The 19036-nt window shown below is 69.8% G+C and carries 19 protein-coding genes; 8 read left to right on the top strand and 11 right to left on the bottom strand.

Annotation, left to right across the window (positions count from 1 at the left end; translation table 11 throughout):
- Positions 1–640 (top strand): RNA methyltransferase (locus A33M_RS16925; RefSeq protein ID WP_040621243.1); only part of this gene is annotated, 640 nt, incomplete at its 5' end.
- A gap of 274 nt (positions 641–914) precedes the next feature.
- Here the strand turns inward: A33M_RS16925 and A33M_RS16920 are convergent.
- Positions 915–2132, bottom strand: coding sequence for a ubiquinone biosynthesis hydroxylase (locus tag A33M_RS16920; protein ID WP_008389573.1), 1218 nt, complete (start codon positions 2130–2132; stop codon positions 915–917).
- Between the two features lie 250 nt (positions 2133–2382).
- Here A33M_RS16920 and A33M_RS16915 point away from each other — a divergent pair, with 250 nt between their 5' ends.
- The gene (locus A33M_RS16915) at positions 2383–3129 is read left to right on the top strand and encodes a TetR/AcrR family transcriptional regulator (RefSeq protein WP_008389571.1); all 747 of its coding nucleotides are present in this window, start codon (positions 2383–2385) and stop codon (positions 3127–3129) included.
- Positions 3130–3364: 235 nt separating this feature from the next.
- Here the strand turns inward: A33M_RS16915 and rfaE1 are convergent, their stop codons facing one another.
- Both rfaE1 and rfaD read right to left on the bottom strand, forming a co-directional pair.
- Positions 3365–4876, bottom strand: coding sequence for a D-glycero-beta-D-manno-heptose-7-phosphate kinase (gene rfaE1 / locus A33M_RS16910; RefSeq protein WP_008389569.1), 1512 nt, complete (start codon positions 4874–4876; stop codon positions 3365–3367).
- A gap of 19 nt (positions 4877–4895) precedes the next feature.
- Positions 4896–5876 (bottom strand): ADP-glyceromanno-heptose 6-epimerase, encoded by a 981-nt coding sequence (gene rfaD, locus A33M_RS16905; protein WP_008389568.1) that lies wholly within the window; start codon positions 5874–5876, stop codon positions 4896–4898.
- Positions 5877–6009: 133 nt separating this feature from the next.
- Here rfaD and waaF point away from each other — a divergent pair, with 133 nt between their 5' ends.
- A complete protein-coding gene (gene waaF, locus A33M_RS16900) occupies positions 6010–7095 on the top strand; it encodes a lipopolysaccharide heptosyltransferase II (RefSeq protein ID WP_008389567.1) in 1086 nt (361 codons plus the stop codon).
- Positions 7096–7443: 348 nt separating this feature from the next.
- On the opposite strand, the gene waaC is transcribed toward waaF, so the two are convergent.
- Positions 7444–8439, bottom strand: a complete 996-nt coding sequence (gene waaC, locus A33M_RS16895; protein WP_008389566.1) for a lipopolysaccharide heptosyltransferase I — start codon at positions 8437–8439, stop codon at positions 7444–7446.
- Positions 8440–8587: 148 nt separating this feature from the next.
- On the opposite strand from waaC, the gene galE reads away from it, so the two are divergent.
- From galE to A33M_RS16870, 5 genes are all read left to right on the top strand, one after another.
- On the top strand, positions 8588–9574 hold the full coding sequence (gene galE / locus A33M_RS16890; protein ID WP_008389565.1) for a UDP-glucose 4-epimerase GalE: 987 nt from the start codon (positions 8588–8590) through the stop codon (positions 9572–9574).
- 296 nt (positions 9575–9870) lie between these two features.
- Positions 9871–10515, top strand: coding sequence for a DUF47 domain-containing protein (locus tag A33M_RS16885; RefSeq protein ID WP_008389563.1), 645 nt, complete (start codon positions 9871–9873; stop codon positions 10513–10515).
- 10 nt (positions 10516–10525) lie between these two features.
- The gene (locus tag A33M_RS16880) at positions 10526–11530 is read left to right on the top strand and encodes an inorganic phosphate transporter (RefSeq protein WP_008389561.1); all 1005 of its coding nucleotides are present in this window, start codon (positions 10526–10528) and stop codon (positions 11528–11530) included.
- Positions 11531–11540: 10 nt separating this feature from the next.
- On the top strand, positions 11541–12011 hold the full coding sequence (locus tag A33M_RS16875) for an NUDIX hydrolase (RefSeq protein ID WP_052027097.1): 471 nt from the start codon (positions 11541–11543) through the stop codon (positions 12009–12011).
- A 210-nt stretch (positions 12012–12221) separates the two neighbouring features.
- Complete coding sequence (locus A33M_RS16870; protein WP_008389557.1) at positions 12222–12929, top strand: fumarylacetoacetate hydrolase family protein; 708 nt, start codon at positions 12222–12224, stop codon at positions 12927–12929.
- Between the two features lie 78 nt (positions 12930–13007).
- Here A33M_RS16870 and A33M_RS16865 read toward each other — a convergent pair whose 3' ends face one another.
- From A33M_RS16865 to A33M_RS25030, 7 genes are all read right to left on the bottom strand, one after another.
- Entirely contained in the window at positions 13008–13712 is a 705-nt protein-coding gene (locus A33M_RS16865) for an ABC transporter ATP-binding protein (RefSeq protein WP_008389554.1), read from the bottom strand.
- Positions 13712–14440 (bottom strand): ABC transporter ATP-binding protein, encoded by a 729-nt coding sequence (locus A33M_RS16860; protein WP_008389552.1) that lies wholly within the window; start codon positions 14438–14440, stop codon positions 13712–13714. The genes A33M_RS16865 and A33M_RS16860 overlap by 1 nt, the downstream gene beginning before the upstream one ends.
- Positions 14437–15438 (bottom strand): branched-chain amino acid ABC transporter permease, encoded by a 1002-nt coding sequence (locus tag A33M_RS16855; protein WP_008389549.1) that lies wholly within the window; start codon positions 15436–15438, stop codon positions 14437–14439. The genes A33M_RS16860 and A33M_RS16855 overlap by 4 nt, the downstream gene beginning before the upstream one ends.
- Positions 15435–16304, bottom strand: coding sequence for a branched-chain amino acid ABC transporter permease (locus tag A33M_RS16850; protein WP_008389547.1), 870 nt, complete (start codon positions 16302–16304; stop codon positions 15435–15437). The genes A33M_RS16855 and A33M_RS16850 overlap by 4 nt, the downstream gene beginning before the upstream one ends.
- Before the next feature lie 212 nt (positions 16305–16516).
- Entirely contained in the window at positions 16517–17764 is a 1248-nt protein-coding gene (locus A33M_RS16845; protein ID WP_040621240.1) for an ABC transporter substrate-binding protein, read from the bottom strand.
- A gap of 187 nt (positions 17765–17951) precedes the next feature.
- Entirely contained in the window at positions 17952–18671 is a 720-nt protein-coding gene (locus tag A33M_RS16840) for a Crp/Fnr family transcriptional regulator (protein WP_008389543.1), read from the bottom strand.
- A gap of 113 nt (positions 18672–18784) precedes the next feature.
- Positions 18785–19036, bottom strand: a 252-nt coding sequence (locus tag A33M_RS25030) for a hypothetical protein (RefSeq protein WP_237718405.1), incomplete at its 5' end; no start/stop codon positions are given.

The following is a 19036-nucleotide window of genomic DNA, read 5'->3' as shown; positions in this document are numbered from 1 at the left end:
GCGTGCGGCAAAGCTCCCCCGGCTCGGCGAGACGCATCGGCTCGCCCGCCTCACCCGCCACGGCGAGATTCTGTTTCAGCGTGCCGCCCCGACCGTGCGGATGGGCCGGGCCATCGTCGCGCTGCCGCCGGGGCCTTTTCTGCAGGCGACCGAGGCCGGCGAGGCGACGCTCGCCGCGCTGGTGCTCGACCATGTGGGGCCGAAGGCCAAGCGCGTCGCCGATCTGTTCTGCGGCCTCGGCCCCTTCACGCTGCGCCTCGCCGAGCACGCAAGGGTGCTGGCCGCCGAGATCGACGAGGCGACCTGTGCGGCGCTGCGGCGCGCGGTGGCCGACACCTCCGGCCTCAAGCCGGTGACGGTCGAGCGGCGCGATCTGTTTCGCCGGCCGGTGGTGCGCAGCGAGCTCGCCGGGCTCGACGCCGTGGTGTTCGATCCGCCGCGGCAAGGAGCAGAGGCGCAGGCGCGCGAGATCGCCGCGAGCGGCGTGAAGACGGTGGTCGCCGTCTCGTGCAATCCGGCGACGTTCTCACGAGATGCGAAAATTCTGGTGGCGGGCGGCTATCGGCTGGAGGCCGTCACCCCGGTCGACCAGTTCCGCTGGTCGGCGCATGTCGAGCTGGTCGCCCGGCTGGTGCGCTGACGGCCGCGGGTGTCTCGCTGGGTGATGTCCGGAGAACACCCGCCGTCCGGAGTCGGCCCGGAACCGCCGCGCGGGAACCCACAGACGCGGCTCGGCCCGATTCGGACAGCGGGTATGACGGTGCTGTACCGTACGCCCGGCACCGAATTGTGACGAAGATGCGCCATACGTATTTTCCGGCGACCGACCTTCGACCAATTCTCGAACAGGCTTCGATTGGACTTCAACCGTCTTTTAACCGTTACCTGACGTCGGTCGAAAACGGTTGCCGCGATCACAGCTCCTCGCCGCGCAACAGCCGCGGCACCGCGCCCGACAGCCCCGCCGCCTCGCGGATGAAGACCTTCTTGAGGAGCGGCGTGCGATCGACCATGCCGAGCCCGAGATCGCGCACCAGCCGCAGGACGTCGGAGCCGTTGGAAAAGAGGCGGTTCAGCCCGTCGGTCGCGAGCCCCATGGTGAGCGTGTCGAAGCGGCGCCAGCGCTGATAGCGCTCGAGCACGTCCGGCCCGCCGATGTCGAGGCCGAGCCGGGCGGCGTCGGCGATCGTCTCCGCGAGGGCTGCGGCGTCGCGCAGGCCGAGATTGAGCCCCTGCCCGGCGATCGGATGCACCCGGTGGGCGGCGTCGCCCAACAGCGCGAGGCGCTCGGCGACGAAAGCGCGGGCGACGGTGAGGCCGAGCGGATAGGCCTGGCGCGGCCCGACCGCCTCGAGCGCGCCGAGATGCAGCCCGAACCGCTTCTCCAGCTCCTCGTGAAAGCCGTCGTCCGGCAGGCCGACGATACGTTGCGCCTCCGGGGTTTTTTCCACCCACACCAGCGAGGCGCGGTTGCGCACCAGCGGCAGGATGGCGAACGGCCCGGCGGGAAGGAAATGCTCGACCGCCCGGCCGCCGTGCTCGCGCTCGTGGGCGACGGTGGTGACGATCGCCGACTGGCCGTACTCCCAGCCGACCGTGGCGATGCCGGCGAGATCGCGCAACCTGGAGCGCACGCCGTCGGCGGCGACCAGCAGCCGCGCGGCGACCGGCGCGCCGGCCTCGGGCGTCACCGTCACGGTGCCGCCGGCGGCCTCGTAGCCGGTGACGGGCGTCGTCAAAATCGTCACCGCCTCCGCCTCTGCGCGCTCGCGCAGGGCGGCGAGCAGCACGGCGTTCTCGACCATCCAGGCAAAAGTCTCGCCGGGGGCGACCTCGCCGGCAAAAGTGAGGAAGGTCGGGCGCACCGCGTCGTCGAGCCGACTGTCGGTGACCACCATGTCGACGATCTCCTGCGCCTCGCCGGCGACCGCCGGCCAGACGTCGATCTGCTCGAGCATGCGGCGCGTGGCCGCGGCGATCGCCGAGGCGCGCGCGTCCGTCCGCGGCGCGGCGAGCGCCGGATCGGCGACGGTGACCGCGAACGACGGCCCGAGCGCGCGGCGCAGCGCGATCGCCAGCGCCAGCCCCGCGAACCCACCGCCGGCGATGAAAACGTCCGTGCGTGCCGTCATGCTCGTCCCCTGAAAACACGTCCCACTCGTCGGTCCGGCCGGGCGCCGCGCGCCGTCCGGGACCGCCATTGCGGTATAGATAGCATCGTCGCCGGGGAATCGTCGCCCGTCCGCGTCGCCGCGACCGGCTCGCCCGGCTCGCCCGGCTGCGACAGGACGCCGACACGATCGGGACGCGAACACAAACCCCTGGTATCGCTGCGGAGCGGCCCTACATAACGCGGGACGGCCTCAGAACAGGAGTCGAGCCATGCCGCGCAAGCCTCGCAGTTCGTCGAACGACATCGAGCCCGGCACGGACCCCGCCGCCGAGCCGGCCTCGGCCGAGGCCACCAGCCGCCCGCGCGAGAGAATCATCGAGGCGTTCATGGAGCTGCTCGGCGAGCAGCGGTTCGAGCGCATCGCGCTGCGCGACATCGCCGAGCGCGCCGGTGTCTCGCTCGCCGAGCTGCGCGGCGAGTTCGGCTCGAAGTTCGCCATCCTCGCCGCTCACATCAAGGAGATCGACCGCCAGGTTCTGGCCGGCGACGGCGGCGACATGACCGACGAGCCGACCCGCGAGCGGCTGTTCGACGTGCTGATGCGCCGGTTCGAGGCGCTCGCCCCGTACAAGGACGCGATCCGCTCGCTGCTGCGCTCGGCGCGCGGCGATCCGGCGCTGGCGCTGACGCTCAACAATTTCGCGGTCAACTCGATGCAGTGGATGCTGGCGGGTGCTGAGATCTCCACCGCCGGGCCGCTGGCGATGGTGCGGGCGCAAGGCCTCGCACTGCTCTATGCCAATGTGATGTCGACCTTCCTCGACGACCACGAGCCGGGCCATGCGAAGACCATGGCGGCGCTCGACCGGGCGCTCGGCCGCGGCCAGCAGATCGTCGGCGTGATGGACACGGTGTGCCGGTTCGTGCCGGGCTCCGGCTTCGGCCGCCGCGCCTCGCGGCCGCTGCGCAACGAGCCGCCGCCGCCGCCCGACGAGGACATGGCCGCCGCGGTGTGACGCCCGGCGCATTTTCGCGAGGGCCTTTCTCCGTGCTCGCCCTGAGGCGCGACCGAAGGGCGCGTCTCGAAGGGCGAGAGCGGCCTCATGGTTCGAGACGCGGCCTCCGGCCGCTCCTCACCATGAGGGGGGAGTCAGTCCTGCGGATCTCGGCCGAGGCGGCCGCCGGACCACCGCGTCGAAACGACCGCGTCGAAGAGGCCGCCCCTCGCCTTTCTCCATGCTTTGCCGCCTGCTATCGGACCGGCGTCTTCGGCAAGACCGGGCCGCCGGCGCGGTCGGGCGCCTTGCCGGACTTCTTCAAAATGTCGGTGGTCGAGTGGCCCGGCACGAGGTCGACCAGCACGACCTCGCCGCCGTCGGCCTCCACCAGCTCGTGGCCGACCACCTGATCGACCCGGTAGTCCGAGCCCTTGACCAAGACCTTCGGCCGCAAACGGCGGATCAGCTCGAGCGGCGTGTCCTCCTCGAACACGGCGACGAGATCGACCGCCTCGAGCGCCGCCAGCACGTCCGCGCGGGCCACCACGTCCTGAATCGGCCGCCCCTCGCCCTTCAGCCGGCGCACCGAGGCGTCGCTGTTGAGCCCGACCACCAGCCGGTCGCAGGCGGCGCGCGCCTTCGTCAGCACCCGGACGTGGCCGGGGTGCAGAATGTCGAAGCAGCCATTGGTGAAGCCGATCCGGAGCCCCTGGTTGCGCCAGTCGCGCACCCGCTCGTCGAGATGGACGGGGTCGAAAACGATCTTCTCCTCGGAGGCGAGGGCCGCAGGCGGCAACACGTGCGAGCGCAGCTCGAGCGGCGTAACCGTCGCGGTGCCGCGCTTGCCGACCACCACCGCGGCGGCGGCATTGGCCGCGCGCATCGCCGTCTCGAAGCCGGCGCCGGCGGCCAGCATCAAGGCGAGCACCGCGACCACCGTGTCGCCGGCTCCCGACACGTCGCGCACCCGCACGGCGTGGGCCGGCACATGAGCCGGGGCGCCACCTGTGGCGAGCAGCATGCCCTCCTCGCTCAAGGTGACGAGCAGCGCCGCAGCCCCGGTCGCCCGTCGCAGCTCCTCGGCCGCCGCCGCGCAGTCGTCGAGGGTGCGCACCGGCCGGCGCGACGCCTCGCCGAGCTCCTTGCGGTTCGGCGTGATCAAAGTGGCGCCACGATAGACCGTGTAATCGAGCGCCTTCGGATCGACGATCACCGGCTTGCCGGCTTTTCCGGCCGCCTCGATCACGGCGCGCACCAGCCGCGGCGTCAGCACGCCCTTGGCATAGTCCGACAGCACGACGGCGCTCGCCTTCGGCAAAACCTCGGTGATGCGGGCGAGCAGCGCGTCCTCGATGTGGGGCGCGACCGGCTGCGCCTTCTCCCAATCGGCGCGCAGGAGATGGCTCGAATAATGCTCGGAGACGAAGCGCAGTTTTTTGGTGGTCGGCCGGTCCGGATCGATCACGAGGCGCGGCACCACCCGGCCGGTCTCGCCCGCCAGCGCATCGGCGAGCACGCGGCCCGGCGCGTCGTCGCCGACCACGCCGACGAAGACGCAGGTCGCGCCGAGGGTGGCGATGTTGGCGGCGACGTTGCCCGCGCCGCCGATGGTCGTCTCCTCGCGCCGCACGGCGATCACCGGCACCGGCGCCTCGGGCGAGACGCGCGACACCTCGCCATAGACGAACTGGTCGAGCATCAGATCGCCGACACAGATCACCGTCTGCTCGGGGATGCGGGCGAGATGTCTTTCGATGTCGAGCATGATTGTCCTGAACCGACTCTCACCGGTACGGGTCGGGCCGGTCGAGATGGTCCTTCACGTAGCGCGCGACGGCATCCTCGAGCTTCGTGAAGCCACCGTTCCAGCCGGCGCGGCGCAGCTTCTCGACCGAGCCTTGCGTGAAATACTGGTACTGGTCGCGGATCGCGACCGGCATGTCGACATATTGGATGTTCGCCGGCTTGCCGAGCGCTGAAAACTCGGCCGTGATCAGGTCGCGAAAGCTCCTCGCCTCGCCGGTGCCGACATTGAACAGGCCGGAGACCGAGGGCGTATCGAGAAACCAGCGCAGCACCGACACCGCATCCTCGACGCAGATGAAGTCGCGCCGCTGGTCGCCATCGGCGATGCCGTCGCGGTGCGACTTGAACAGCGTCACCGTGCGCCCCGCCTTCACGTCGGAAAAGCGCTTGGCGACCAGGCTCATCATCTCGCCCTTGTGGTACTCGTTCGGGCCGAACACGTTGAAGAATTTGAGCCCCACCCATTGCGGGGGCAGCGCCTCGCCGCGCGCCTGCCTGCCCTTCAGCGCGAGATCGAACAAATGCTTGCTCCAGCCATAGAGATTGAGCGGCCGGAGTTTTTTCAGCGCGGACAGATCCTCGTCGTCGACGAAACCTTCGCTGCCGTCGCCATAGGTGGCGGCGGACGAGGCGTAAATGAACGGCGTGCGGTGGGCGGTGCACCAGTCGAGCAGGCGCAGCGACAGGCGAAAATTCGACTCCATCACCTCGTCGCCGTCGCGCGCGGTGGTGTCGGAGTTGGCGCCCATGTGGACGACGGCGTCGAGCCGCCGCCCCTCGAGCCAGCGGGCGAGATCGGCAGGCGGCACGAAATCGGCGATCTCGCGCTTGGCGAGGTTCTTCCACTTGCCGTCGCAGCCGAGCACGTCGTTGACCACGACGTCGGTGCGCCCCGCCTCGTTGAGGCTCGCCACCACGTTCGACCCGATGAAACCGGCCCCGCCCGTCACCAACAGCATCGCACCCTCCAGGCGGGTTCCCTTGCCCCACCGACGGCGTCGGCGCAACACGCGAATGGCGCAAATGTGAGGCCGCGGGCGCCGGGTGGCCGGAGGCTGGACTCTTTGCGCGCGTCGCGATAGCGCCTGCGGCATGACCGCCCTGCCCGACACCGCCCAGCCCGACACGGCCCCGCCCGACACCGCCGGGGGCGAAGCCCCCGAAAGCCCGATCCTCGTCGTGCCCTATATGTGGATCGGCGATTTCGTGCGCTGCCACAGCGTGGTGCGGCTTCTGAAGGCGCGCTGGCCGGAGCGCCCGGTCGACGTGCTGACGTCTGCGATGGTGGCACCACTGCTCGACTACATGCCGGGCGTGCGCAAAGGCGTCGTGTGGGACCTCCCGCGTGGAAAACTCGCTTATTCCGAGCATCGCGCGCTCGCCGAGCGGCTGAAGCCGGAGGGCTACGGGCGGGCGCTGGTGATGTCGCGCAAATGGAAGGCGGCGCTCGCGCCGTTTCTCGCCGGCATCCCGGTGCGCACCGGCCTGTTGGGGGAGATGCGCTACGGCGTGCTCAACGACGTGCGGTACGGGGAAAAGAAGCTGCCGCGGATGATCGACCAGTGCGCGGTGCTGGCGCTGCCGAAGGGCGCGGCGCGGCCGGCGGAATGGCCGGTGCCGCAGCTGGTCGCGACGCCAGAGGAGGTTTCGGCCTGGCGGCAGCGGATGGGGCTCGCCGGCGACCGGCCGGTGGCGGCGCTGGCGCCGGGTGCGGTCGGTCCCTCCAAGCGCTGGACCACCGAAGGGTATGGCGAGGTCGCGAAGCGGCTGGCAGACAGAGGATTTTCCGTCTGGGTCTTGGGCGGGCCGGGCGAAAAGGATTTGGCTGCGGCAATCGCAAAACTCGACGGCGAAAAAGTGCGCGACCTCACCGGAAAAGACCTCCGCAACGCCATTCTGGGGCTCGCTGCGGCCGACGTCGCGGTGTCGAACGATTCGGGGCTTCTGCACGTGTCGGCCGCGCTCGGCACGCCGTCGATCGGCATTTTCGGGCCGACCAGCGCATGGCACTGGGCGCCGCTGAACCCGATCTCCGCGACCATCGAGCCCGAGACCGACATCCCCTGCCGGCCGTGCCATGAGCCGACCTGCCGGATGGGCCACCACGCCTGCATGCGCGACATCCCGGCCGAGGTGGTGTTCGACGCCGCCTTGCGGGCGGCGCAACAGGCCGCGTGAGCGGCCACCCATTCCACCTTTTGCGGGACGAGACGACACCGCCCCACCCGCTCGTTCCCGCGGAAGCGGGAACCCAGCCCTTCATGCGTGGCTTCTGCGTCCCCGCTTTCGCGCTACAGGATGCACACATCGCCTCGGATGCATGCATCCGTCATGCGCGGGCTCCGACCCGCGCATCCATCGAAATCAAAAAGCATCTTTGTTTTCGGTTCGATGGATCGCCGGGTCGAAGCCCGGCGATGACGGCGGAGAGCTTGTCGAGCCGAGTGGTTCCAACTGAAACACTTGGCATTTTGCTCTTGTGTGCATCCCATAGCGCTTTCGCGGGGACGAGCGGAGACCTCGCATTCAGGCCGGCAGCACCCGCTCCACCGCCCCCAACACGTCGCCGAGCGGGCAGCGCTCGCCGTGACCGCCCAGCGTGGCGATCGGGCCGGAGCCGGTGGGGCCGGTGAGGGTCGGGCGGCTGCCGACGAAGATCGAGACCAGCGGCACGCCGAGCGCGGCGGCGAGGTGCAAGAGCCCGGTGTCGACGCCGACCACCAGCGACGCGCCGGCGATCAGCCGGGCGACCTCGTCGAGCGGCTTTCGGTCGGGCACCGTGGCGCCCGGAAGCGCGCCGGCGAGCCGCTCCGCCCGCTCCTTTTCGCGGGGCGTGCCCCAGGGAAGGACCAACGCGATCCCGCGGGCGGAAAGCGTTTTTCCCAGCGCCACCCAGTCGGCCTCCGGCCACTCTTTTTCCGGGCGGGCGGTGGCGTGCAGCAGCACCGCATAGGGCCCCCCCCGCGCCGGAACCGCCAGCGTCGCCGACGCGAGCGTCGCCGCGGACGAGTCCGCTAGCGTCGCTCGGTCGAGGCCATAATCGGCATCGCCGGCGATCTCGTAGCCGAGCGCCAATGCAGTCAGCCGCCGGTTGCGCTCGACCGCATGAAGATCGCGACTCACGGCGTGGCGAACGTCGTAGGCCGCCGAGGCGAGCCGCTCCTTGATGCTCCCCGTATCGTAGCCGTGCCGCACGCCGCGCGCGAGCCGGGTGATCACCGCCGTTCGCATCAGCCCCTGCGTGTCGACCACCGCGTCGTACTGTTCGGCCCGCAGCCGCCGGGAGAAGCCGGCGATCTCCCGCCACGTCTCCCCCTGCCCCAAGCGCTTGCGCCAGCGCCGCCAGGCGACCGGCACGATGGCGTCGACGCCCGGATGCAGGCCGACCAGCGGCGCGAACGCCTCCTCCACCACCCAGACGAGCCGCGCTTTCGGCAGCCGGCGCCGCGCATCGGTGACCGCCGGCATGTGGTGAACCACGTCGCCGAGCGACGACGTCTTGATGAAGAGAATGTCGACCATGGAACCCGCCCGGCCGGTCTTATGGCAAGCGGCAGGCGCCTTGTCACTTCCGCCGCGTCCCTGCGCCCGGCCCCGGCGGGCGGAACCGCTACCGGGGAACCCGGCGGCGGGCTATACCGACGGGCGGCGGAAAAAGGGGGGATTCGCGATGACCGTCCTGGTCACCGGCGGGGCCGGTTATATCGGCAGCCACATGGTGCACGCGCTGGTGGATTCCGGCGAGCGGGTGGTGGTGCTCGACAATCTCTCCACCGGCTTTGCCTGGGCGCTGCCCGCCGCCGCCACCCTGGTCGAAGGCGACACCGGCGACGAGGTGTTGGTCTCTCGGCTGATCGCGGAGCATGCGGTGGAGGCGATCGTCCACTTCGCCGCCTCGATCGTGGTGCCCGATTCGGTCGCCGACCCGCTCGGCTACTACCGCAACAACACGGTGAACTCCCGTAACGTCATCGCCTGCGCGGTGAAGGGCGGGGTGAAGCGGTTCGTCTTCTCCTCCACCGCCGCCGTCTACGGCAACCCGGACGCGGTGCCGGTCGCCGAGGACGCGCCGCTGTCGCCGATGTCGCCCTATGGCTCGTCCAAGCTGATGACCGAGATCATGCTGCGCGACGCCGGCCTCGCGCACGGGCTCGGCCACGTGATCCTGCGCTATTTCAACGTGGCGGGCGCCGACCCGCAGGCCCGCACCGGCCAGTCGACCAGGAACGCCACCCATCTGATCAAGGTCGCGGTCGAGACCGCGCTCGGGCTGCGCGAAAAGATGGCGGTGTTCGGCACCGACTATCCGACGCCGGACGGCACCTGCGTGCGCGACTACATCCACGTCGCCGACCTGATCGCCGCCCACATGGACGCGCTTCGGCACCTTCGCGGCGGCGGCGCCTCGGCGACGCTCAATTGCGGCTACGGCCACGGCTTCTCGGTGCTCGAGGTGATCGAGACGGTGAAGCGGGTGGCGGGCGTGGATTTTCCGGTCGAGCTCGCGCCGCGCCGGCCCGGCGACCCGGCGGCGATCGTCGCCTCCTCGGAGAAGGCCCGGGCGCTGCTCGGCTGGCAGCCGCGGTTCGACGACCTCGACACCATCGTCGCCCATGCGCTCGCCTGGCAGCGCAAGATTTCCGCCGAGGGGCGCTGACCCACCCTCCTCTGGACCCTCCGGCCCCGCACCCGCTCACGCCCCTGCCCACCTCGACGCCGTTACCAAAATACCGGGCGGGTGTGCCAAAACCCTGACCTGCTTTCGGCGGGCCGCAGCTCTGCCGGGAAAACCGTCACATAAGTGTCGTATCCGGGCTGACTCCGCGCCTGTTCCGGTCCATAGGAACGCCATCGACCGCGACGCGCGACCGGCCGCACCGGCCGGCGGTTCCTGGTGACTGCCGGTTGCTGCACCCGCCCCTTCGGCCCGCGCACATTTCGGGAAGGACTCGGATGCTCGGCTGGTTCCAGGCGCTCATGCCCAAGGAAGAGCGCTTCTTCGACCTGTTCACCCGGCACGCCGAGACCGTGGTGGCCGGCGCCGAGGCGCTGCGCGGCCTGCTGAAGGGCGGCGACGAAATCCCCCACTACCGCGCGCTGGTGGTCAAGCACGAGGCGGAGGCCGACGCCATCACCCGCGAGGTGCTGCTGGCGGTGCGGCGCAGCTTCATCACCCCGTTCGACCGCGGCGACATCCAGGGGCTGATCTCCTCGATGGACGACGCGATCGACCAGATGCACCAGACCGCCAAGGTGATCGCGCTGTTCGAGGTGAAGACCTTCGAGCCGTGCATGACCGAGATGGGCGACATCATCCAGCAGGCGGCCGAGCTGACGCTGAAGGCGGTGCCGCTGTTGCGCGCGATCGACAAGAACGTCGCCCGCATCAATGCGGTGACCGAGCAGATCACCCGCATCGAGGAGCGCGCCGACGAGCTGCACGACCAGGGGCGCAAGAAGCTGTTCCTCGACTACCGCGACGGCAACCCGATGGCCTTCATTCTCGGCATCGAGATCTACGGCCACCTCGAGAAGGTGGTCGACCGCTTCGAGGACGTCGCCAACAAGATCAGCGACATCGTCGTCGAGCAGGTGTGAGCCGCCCCGCATGGACGCCTCCCTCACGCTCCCGCTGCTGATCGGCCTGATCGGCATTGCGCTGGTGTTCGACTTCCTCAACGGCCTGCACGACGCCGCCAACTCGATCGCCACCATCGTCTCGACCCGGGTGCTCAAGCCGCAATATGCGGTGTTCTGGGCGGCGTTCTTCAACTTCATCGCGTTCATGTTCTTCGGCCTGCACGTCGCCCGCACGATCGGAACCGGGATCGTCGATGCCGGGGTGGTCGATCCGCGCGTCGTGTTCGGTGCGCTGATGGGCGCGATCTCGTGGAACGTGATCACCTGGATGTTCGGCATTCCGTCGTCGAGCTCGCACGCGCTGATCGGCGGGCTGCTCGGTGCCGGCGTCACCAAGAGCGGGTTCGGTGCGATCGTGTGGGGCGGGCTCGGCAAGACCACCGCGGCGATCGTGCTGTCGCCGCTGGTCGGCTTCTCGCTGGCGCTGGTGCTGGTGCTGATCGTCTCGTGGATTTTGGTGCGGCAGACGCCGTTCGCGGTCGACAACGCGTTCCGCACCCTGCAATTCGCCTCCGCCTCGCTCTATTCGCTCGGCCACGGCGGCAACGACGCCCAGAAGACGATGGGCATCATCGCGGTGCTGCTCTATTCTCAGGGGCATCTCGGCAGCGATTTCTACGTGCCGTTCTGGGTCGTGATCACCTGCCAGATCGCGATGGCGAGCGGCACGCTGCTCGGCGGCTGGCGGATCGTGCGCACGATGGGCTCGCGGATCACCCGGCTGACGCCGATGCAGGGGTTTTGCGCCGAGACCGGTGGCGCTATAACTTTGTTCATGGCGACCGGGCTCGGTATCCCGGTCTCCACCACTCACACCATCACCGGGGCGATCGTCGGCGTCGGCGCCGCACGTCGCGTGTCGGCGGTGCGCTGGAACGTCGCCGGCAGCATCGTCGTCGCCTGGGTCGTCACCATGCCGGCGGCGGCCCTGATCGGCGCCGCCTTCTACCTGATCTGCGGATTGTTCTCATGAGGATGCGAGAGTGAGCGGCAAGCAGGGTCCCGCGTCTCCGAAACGTCGGCTGCAATACGCAGCGGCTCCCTATCGGTGGCGCGACGACGGGACCCTGGAGGTGCTGCTGGTCACCACGCGCGAGACCAAGCGGTGGGTGATCCCGAAGGGCTGGCCGATCCGCGGCGCGAAACCGCACGCCTCGGCGGCGCGCGAGGCGCTGGAGGAGGCCGGGCTGATCGGCCGCGCCGACCCGGAGTCGATCGGCACCTTCCATTACGACAAGCGGCTCAAGGACGGCTCCGAGGCGCGCTGCAAGGTGCTGGTGTTTCCGCTCGAGGTGAAGACGCAGCGCAAGCGCTGGCGCGAGAAGGGCCAGCGCAAGGCCCGCTGGTTCGACCCGTTCGACGCCGCCCAGGCGGTGCAGGAGCCGGAGCTTCGTCAGATCCTGCGCAACCTCGACGCGCTGGTGCCGGCCGCCAAGCCGTCGCGCCACACCTGACGCTCGTTCTTTCGCTCCGGCGCCATCCACCACCGACGACGGCGCCGTTGGGCGGTTGCGCCGGAAGCACCGGATGCACGGGTCGCACGGGTTGCGCCGGCCGCGGTTTGGACGAGCACCGCGCCTGTGATATGCCGCAAACTTCCGGCCCACCCGAAGCCCTTTCGGATGGCGACACCCCCCCGACGACAACTCTCCGAGATCAAACGAATGAGCGCGAACGCGACCTACGTGATCGATCCTCCCCCGCAGCCGACCCTCTCGGTCGCCGGCACCGACAAGCGTTTCCCGGTGCGGCGCATCTGGTGCGTCGGCCGCAACTATCTCGATCACGTGCGCGAGCTCGGCAACGACGACCGCGAGCCGCCGTTCTTCTTCGCCAAGCCGTCCGACGCGGTGGTCGAGGACGGCGCCACCATCCCCTACCCGATGGCGACCAGCGATCTCCATTTCGAGGTCGAGCTGGTGGTGGCGCTCAAGGCCGGCGGCCGCAACGTGAAGGCGGCGAACGCGCTCGGCCTCGTCTACGGGTACGCGGTCGGCATCGACCTCACCCGCCGCGACCAGCAGAACGCGATGCGCAAGATGGAGCGCTCGTGGGAGGCCGGCAAGGCGTTCGACCAGTCGGCGCCGTGCGGCGCGCTCGCGCCGATCGAGACGGTCGGCCACCCGCAGAAGGGTCGCATCGCGCTCACCTGCAACGGCACGACGCGGCAGAACGGCGACCTCGACCAGATGGTCTGGAAGGTGCCGGAGATCATCGAGAAGCTGTCGGAGCTGGTCGAGCTCGCGCCCGGCGACATCATCATGACCGGCACCCCGGCCGGCGTCGGCGCGACCAAGGCGGGCGACGTGCTCGCCTGCTCGATCGAGAACGTCGGCACGCTGACCGTGACGATCGGCAAGCCGGCGAAGTGAGACCGGGAGCCGCAGAGCCCCGCGCGCCTCTCCCCGCACGCGGGGAGAGGTGAAGGCCGGCCATCGCCGACCTAATGATCACATCCCCAGATACGCCTGGCGCACGCGGTCGTCGGCCAGCAGCTCCTCGCCGGTGCCGGTGAGCGTCACGCGGCCGTTTTCCAGCACATAGGCGCGGTCGGCAAGCTTGAGCGACAGGGCGACGTTCTGCTCGACCAGCACGCAGGTGAGCCCTTCGCGGTTGAGCTCGCGGATGGCGTGCAGCACCTCCTGCACGATCGCCGGCGCGAGGCCGAGCGAGGGCTCGTCGAACATCACCAGTTCCGGCACGCCCATCAGGCAGCGGCCGATCGCCAGCATCTGCTGCTCGCCGCCCGACAGCGTGCCGGCGGTCTGGCGGGCGCGCTCGGCGAGGATCGGGAACATCGAGAAGACCCGCTCGAGCTGGGCGTGCCGTCTTGCACGTGCGCGCGGAAGGAGCGCGCCCATGTCGAGGTTCTCGGCGACCGTCAGGGTCGGAAAGATCTGGCGGCCCTCGGCCACCTGGCCGATGCCGAGATTGCACACCTTGTGGCTCGGCAGGCCGGCGATCTCGGCGCCGCGGAAGGAGATGCTGCCGCGCTTCGGCCGGATCATGCCGGCGATCGTGCGAATGAGCGAGGTCTTGCCCGCCCCGTTGGCGCCGACGATGGCGACGACGCTGCCCTCGGCGACCTCGAACGAGACGCCGTCGAGCGCCTGCGCGTCGCCATAGAAGAGGTCGAGGTCGCGCACGACGAGCATCAGATCACCGTCTCCTGGCCGAGATAGGAGGTGATCACCGCCGGGTCACGCACCACCTCCTCCGGCTTGCCGCTGGCGATCGGCGCGCCGTGATGCAGCACCAGCATGTGGCCGGCGAGCGCCATCACCGCGCGCATCACGTGCTCGATCAGCAGGATCGACACACCGGTCTCGCGGTTGAGGGTTTTCAGGATCTCGACCATCCGGTCGGTCTCGGTCGGCCGCAGCCCGGCCATCACCTCGTCGAGCAGCAGAAGTTTCGGATCAGTCGCGAGCGCGCGGGCGAGCTCGAGCCGCTTGCGGTCGGGCAGCGTCAGGCTCGCGGCCTGCACGCCGCGCTTGTCGTAGAGGTCGAGCCGGCCGAGCACGTCGCGGGCACAGCGGCGCGCCGCCGCCATGTCCTTGCGGTGCAGGAGCGCGCCGATCAGCACGTTGTCCTCGACCGACAGGCCCGGAAACGGGCGGACGATCTGAAAGGTGCGGCCGATGCCGCGGCGGCACACGGCGTCGGGCGTCAACCCGTCGATCCGCTCGCCACAGAAGGAGATCGCGCCGTCGTTCGGCTTCAGCACGCCGGCGATCATGTTGAACAGCGTGGTCTTGCCGGCGCCGTTCGGGCCGATCACGGCAAAGATCTCGCCGGCGGCGAGCGTGAAGCTCACCCTGTCGACCGCGGTGAGCCCACGGAACCGCTTGCCGACGCCCTCGACCACCAGAAGCGCCGTCACGACCGCCGCCCCGTCAGCCCGAGCGTCTTCGACAGCCACGGCCACACCCCGGTCGGCACCAGATAGATGATCACCATCAGCGTGAGGCCGAAAAACACCGCCTTGGCGCCAGGCGCGTTGATGCCGAGCGCCTCGGTGACGCCGATCAGAATCTCGCCGAGCGGGGTGAGCAGGAAGGCGCCGATCACCGGACCGAACACGGTGCCGAGCCCGCCGACGATCGGCCCGAGAATGAGCTCGATCGAGCGGCTCATCTCGAACATCTGGGCCGGAAACAGGCTGTTGTAATAGAAGGCGTAGAACACGCCGCCGACCGCCGTCATGGCGGACGAGATCAGGATCGCCTTCATCTTGGCGCGGAACGCGTCGATGCCGAGCGCACGGGCCGCCGCCTCGTCCTCGCGCACCGCGCGCCACTGATAGCCGAGCCGCGAGCGGGCGAGCAGCGCGGTGACCAGCACGGCGATCGCCGCGAGGCCGAAGGCGAGATAGTAGAAGAACAGCTGGCCGCCGCGCAGATTCCACCACTCGCCGAGCCGCGCCTCCTCGTAGGGGATGAACAGGCCGCCCGCCCCACCGACGACGTCGATATGGTCGAAGCCGATCCGGGTGAACTCGGCGAAGGCGATGGTCAGCAGCGCGAAATAGACTCCCTCGATGCCGAAGCGGAAGCCGAGCCAGCCGATCGCCGCGCCGAAGGATGCGGCCAAGAGCACCGCCGGAAACACGCCGAGCCACGGGCCGATGCCGAAATGCACCCACAAGGCGGCGCTCACGTAGCCACCGACACCGACATAGAGCGCATGGCCGAGCGAGAGCTGCCCGGCATAGCCCATCATCAGGTTCCAGGCCTGGCCGACATAGACGAAATAGAAGATCAGCGTGAGGACGGAGACCAAGTAGCGGGTCGCCACCGTCGGCGCGAGCAGCAGGAGCAGCACCGCGACCGCGAGCACCACCCGGCCGCGCCCGTTCATCTCGCCCCACAAGGCCTTCATGCCGGCTTCTTCCCGAGCAGCCCCTGCGGGCGGAGCACCAGCACGGCGATCAGCAGCGCGAACGAGAACATGCTCTTCATCGAGGGGGCGACGAGGAAGCCGGCGAGCGCCTCCGACACGCCGATCAGCAGGCCGCCGACCAGGGCGCCGGTCATCGAGCCGAGGCCGCCGACGATGACGATGGTGAAGGCGAGCAGCGTGTAGGCCGGCCCGAGGCTCGGCACCGCATCGGCGATGGTGATCATCAGCGCGCCGGCCGCGCCGACGCAGGCGAGGCCGAGCCCGAAGGTGAGCGCATAGAGCCGCCGCACGTTCAGCCCCACCACCGCGGCGCCGACCAGATTGTCGGCGCAGGCGCGGATCGCGGTGCCGGTGCGGGTGAAGCGAAAGAAGGCGAACAGCGCGGCGCACACCGCGAGTGCCGCGACCGCGGCATAGACGCGCACCTCGTCGATGATCAGCGGGCCGACCATCACGCTGTCGAAGGCATAAGGCAGGTTCGCCGGCTGGGCGTCCGGGCCGAACACCAGAAGAAGCCCGTTGGTGATCACGATCGCCAGGCCGACCAGAAGGATGAACTGCTCGTGGTCCGGCCGGCCGACGAAGGCGTCGATCACCGTGTGCTGCAACGCGTAGCCGATCACGAAGAAGGCGACGGCGATCGGCAGCATCGCCCACATCGGGTCGATCCCGTAGACGCGAAACAGCACGAAGGCGGCGTACATCGCCACCACCGCGAACTCGCCGTGGGCGAAGTTCACCACCCGCACGACGCCGAAGATCGCCGACAGGCCGAGCGCCATCAGGCCGTAGAGGAGCCCGGTCAGAACGCCCTGCACGACGACGTTGAGATAGATGGCGAGCATCGCGGCTGTTCGGATGGAGGCGCTTCCGACCGCCGGCCGCACGGGCCGGCGCCCCGGAGGAGCGCGGGAGCGACCGAGTTACCCCAGGTGGCCGACCGCGCGCAACCTCGGTTCGCGCCGATCGGGCCTGCAATGCTCTTTTCCACCGGCCGGGCAGCCGCTCCCGTGCCGCCGAGAAAGACCGACGGCCCCCCGGGGGGTGTCGCCCCGCCTCAGCTCCGGCCCTGCCAGGCCGGCATCGGCAGCACCGGCACCATCACCGCGACGTCGGCCGGCAGCACCACGGTCGGGGTGCGATGGCGGCTCTGCACCACCGCGGAGGTGATGTCGTTGTTCTGGCCCTTCTCGTCGAAGCGGATCGGGCCGCCGGTCATCACGTGCCGCTCGATGTTCGTCGCCTTCACCGCCTCCATCAGCGTCGGGCCGTCGGCGGTTCCGGCGCGCTTGAAGGCGTCGGCGGCGATCAGAATACCCTCGAAGGTGAAGCCGGCATTGAAGCAGTCGACCTCGAAGCGGTTCTTCGGGTGGGCCTGCTTGAAGGCGGCCGCCAGCGCCTGGGTCATCTCGGACTTCGGGTTCGCCCACGGCAGATTGTAGAGGTGAAAGTCCGCGAGCGGGCCGAGCGCCTGATAGAACTCCTCGTCGTACAGGCCGGGGGAGCCCGGCGAGACGATCGCCTTCGGCTCGAAGCGCTGGCGCACCATGTCACGCACCAGCTTGATCGCGTCCGACGAGCGGGAGGTGACCATCACGAGGTCGGGATCGATCGCGCGGATTTTCGTCACCTCGACCGCGAGATCCTGCGCCTTCGGGTCGTAGGCGATCGAGTCCTTCAGCGGGAACGGCATGCCGGCCTTGGGGAAGAGCTCGTCCATCGCCTTGCGGCTGAGCGTCCCGAAGGTGTCGTTGGCGTGGACGTAGACGGCGCTCTCGAACGAGACCTTGGTGGCCGCCATCAGATCCTTGATCTGCCGCAGCCCGTTCTCGACCAGCATCGGGTTGGTCTGGAAGTTGCGGACGAGGTACTTGTAGCCCTGCTCGGTGAGCTGCGGGGCGGAGCCGATGTCGATCACGAACGGGATCTGGCGCTGCTCGCACACCTGGGCGATCGCCAGCGTCGCGCCCGACTCGAAGGCGCCGGTGACGCACTGCGCGCCCTCGGCGATCGCCCGCTCGGTCTGGGTGCGCGCCACGTCGACGTTGGATTCGAAGTCGATGTGCATCAGCTCGACCGCGTAGCCGTAGTCGGCCAAGACCTTCGGCGTCACCACCGCGCCGCGGTGGCACGACTGGCCGGCGGCGGCGAACAGGCCCGAGCGCGGCAACAGCTTGGCGATCTTGAGGGTCTTGGCTTCGGCCCGGACGATCGCGGGCGCGCCGATCAGCGCGGTCGCGGAGACGGCGGCCGCCGCCCCCAACAGGTCGCGCCGGCTCGGACGAAAACCGGTGTTGGAAGCCATGATCCCTCCGGAAAGCACTCGCTGAAAAAAGCCGGGCGGATCGTAGGTGCCGACCGGACCAGGGGCAAGCATCCGTTACGGGCGGCGACGCATGGGAGAGCCACGAGCGACGCACCCGCCGGCGGCATGATACCGCCGAAAGCGCCGGACGCGTGGTCGACGATCAGTGCGTCGGCACGCTCGACGATCAGTGCGGCGCAGCGACCGGCGTCGGCGGACGGAACTCGGCGAGCGCGAACAGCGCCTCGGGCGCGACGATCCGCAGCGCCGCCGCCCGTGTCTCGATCAGCCGCTCGCGGCGGAGCAGCTGGAGCGTGCGGTTGACGTGCACCGCGCTGAGGCCGAGCGCGTCGGCGAGCGCCTCCTGGGTCAGCGGCATCGGCTGGAAGCCGCCGAGCGGAAAGCCGATCTCGGCGAGCCGGTGGCCGAGCTCGGCGAGGAGGTGCGCCACCCGCTCGTGGGCGGTCTGGCGGCCGAGCCGGACCACGTGGCCGAGCAGATACTGCTCCTGCCGCGCTCGCGCCGCACTCCAGGCGGTGGCGAGGCCGGGAAAGCGCCGCGGCTCGCGCACCATCTCGATCAGGCAGCCGGTGCCGGCGATCGCCGCCGGGGTCAGCGTCAGGCCGGAGGCGGTGGCGTGCGGATCGTCCGGCATCGCGTCGCCGAACAGGTCGCCGGGCAGCAGGAAGTCGAAGATTTGGCGGCGGCCGTCCGCCAGCAGGCGATGGCGACAGCCCCAACCCGACACCAGCACGCCGGGCTTGCGCATCGGCTCGCCCTCGCAGAACAGCTCGGCGCCGGCGGCGACCAGCCCCGGCGCGGCGCAGGCCTGGCGGATGATCGAGTGCTCCTGCTCCGACAGCGCGGCGAAGCGCGACAGCCGGCGCCACAGGGCGTCGTGCGGCATGCCCTCGCGGGCGCGCTCCTTGGCGCGGTGTCTTTGGGCACTATGTCTTTGCGTCGCGGCCATCCCGGAGCGGCCAGTTCACCCGAAAGCGACGGACGATGCCGGCCAATGGTTCAGGCCGGACGGTTGTTCCGGGCTTGTTCTTCACCGTCGCGCGAGCGGGCCGTGATCCGGCCGTGAGAGACCGTTTGGAAACTCCGACGGGGCTGCGCCGGAGCCGATTTCGCCGATCCGGCAGGAGCCGATCGAGGCGCGTACCGGGGAGTACGCGCGAGATCGGCGACGAACCGGGCGGCCGAAAGCGGCCCGGCCCTCCGGGTTGCGGGGCGAACGCCGGCCGCGGCGTCGAAAAGCTCGCCGATATC

The organism is Rhodovulum sp. PH10, assembly GCF_000293785.1.
Classification (GTDB): domain Bacteria; phylum Pseudomonadota; class Alphaproteobacteria; order Rhizobiales; family Xanthobacteraceae; genus Rhodoplanes.
The sequence above is the reverse complement of the archived record's forward strand: the minus strand, read 5'-3'. Positions and strand labels throughout refer to the sequence as shown.

What these genes read in the sequence shown, in the direction of transcription:
- A33M_RS16920 (WP_008389573.1), bottom strand. Translation starts at nt 2,132, where the DNA reads ATGACGGCACGCACGGACGTTTTCATCGCCGGCGGTGGGTTCGCGGGG.
- A33M_RS16915 (WP_008389571.1), top strand. Translation starts at nt 2,383, where the DNA reads ATGCCGCGCAAGCCTCGCAGTTCGTCGAACGACATCGAGCCCGGCACG.
- rfaE1 (WP_008389569.1), bottom strand. Translation starts at nt 4,876, where the DNA reads ATGCTCGACATCGAAAGACATCTCGCCCGCATCCCCGAGCAGACGGTG.
- rfaD (WP_008389568.1), bottom strand. Translation starts at nt 5,876, where the DNA reads ATGCTGTTGGTGACGGGCGGGGCCGGTTTCATCGGGTCGAACGTGGTG.
- waaF (WP_008389567.1), top strand. Translation starts at nt 6,010, where the DNA reads ATGACCGCCCTGCCCGACACCGCCCAGCCCGACACGGCCCCGCCCGAC.
- waaC (WP_008389566.1), bottom strand. Translation starts at nt 8,439, where the DNA reads ATGGTCGACATTCTCTTCATCAAGACGTCGTCGCTCGGCGACGTGGTT.
- galE (WP_008389565.1), top strand. Translation starts at nt 8,588, where the DNA reads ATGACCGTCCTGGTCACCGGCGGGGCCGGTTATATCGGCAGCCACATG.
- A33M_RS16885 (WP_008389563.1), top strand. Translation starts at nt 9,871, where the DNA reads ATGCTCGGCTGGTTCCAGGCGCTCATGCCCAAGGAAGAGCGCTTCTTC.
- A33M_RS16880 (WP_008389561.1), top strand. Translation starts at nt 10,526, where the DNA reads ATGGACGCCTCCCTCACGCTCCCGCTGCTGATCGGCCTGATCGGCATT.
- A33M_RS16870 (WP_008389557.1), top strand. Translation starts at nt 12,222, where the DNA reads ATGAGCGCGAACGCGACCTACGTGATCGATCCTCCCCCGCAGCCGACC.
- A33M_RS16865 (WP_008389554.1), bottom strand. Translation starts at nt 13,712, where the DNA reads ATGCTCGTCGTGCGCGACCTCGACCTCTTCTATGGCGACGCGCAGGCG.
- A33M_RS16855 (WP_008389549.1), bottom strand. Translation starts at nt 15,438, where the DNA reads ATGAAGGCCTTGTGGGGCGAGATGAACGGGCGCGGCCGGGTGGTGCTC.
- A33M_RS16850 (WP_008389547.1), bottom strand. Translation starts at nt 16,304, where the DNA reads ATGCTCGCCATCTATCTCAACGTCGTCGTGCAGGGCGTTCTGACCGGG.
- A33M_RS16845 (WP_040621240.1), bottom strand. Translation starts at nt 17,764, where the DNA reads ATGGCTTCCAACACCGGTTTTCGTCCGAGCCGGCGCGACCTGTTGGGG.
- A33M_RS16840 (WP_008389543.1), bottom strand. Translation starts at nt 18,671, where the DNA reads ATGCCGCACGACGCCCTGTGGCGCCGGCTGTCGCGCTTCGCCGCGCTG.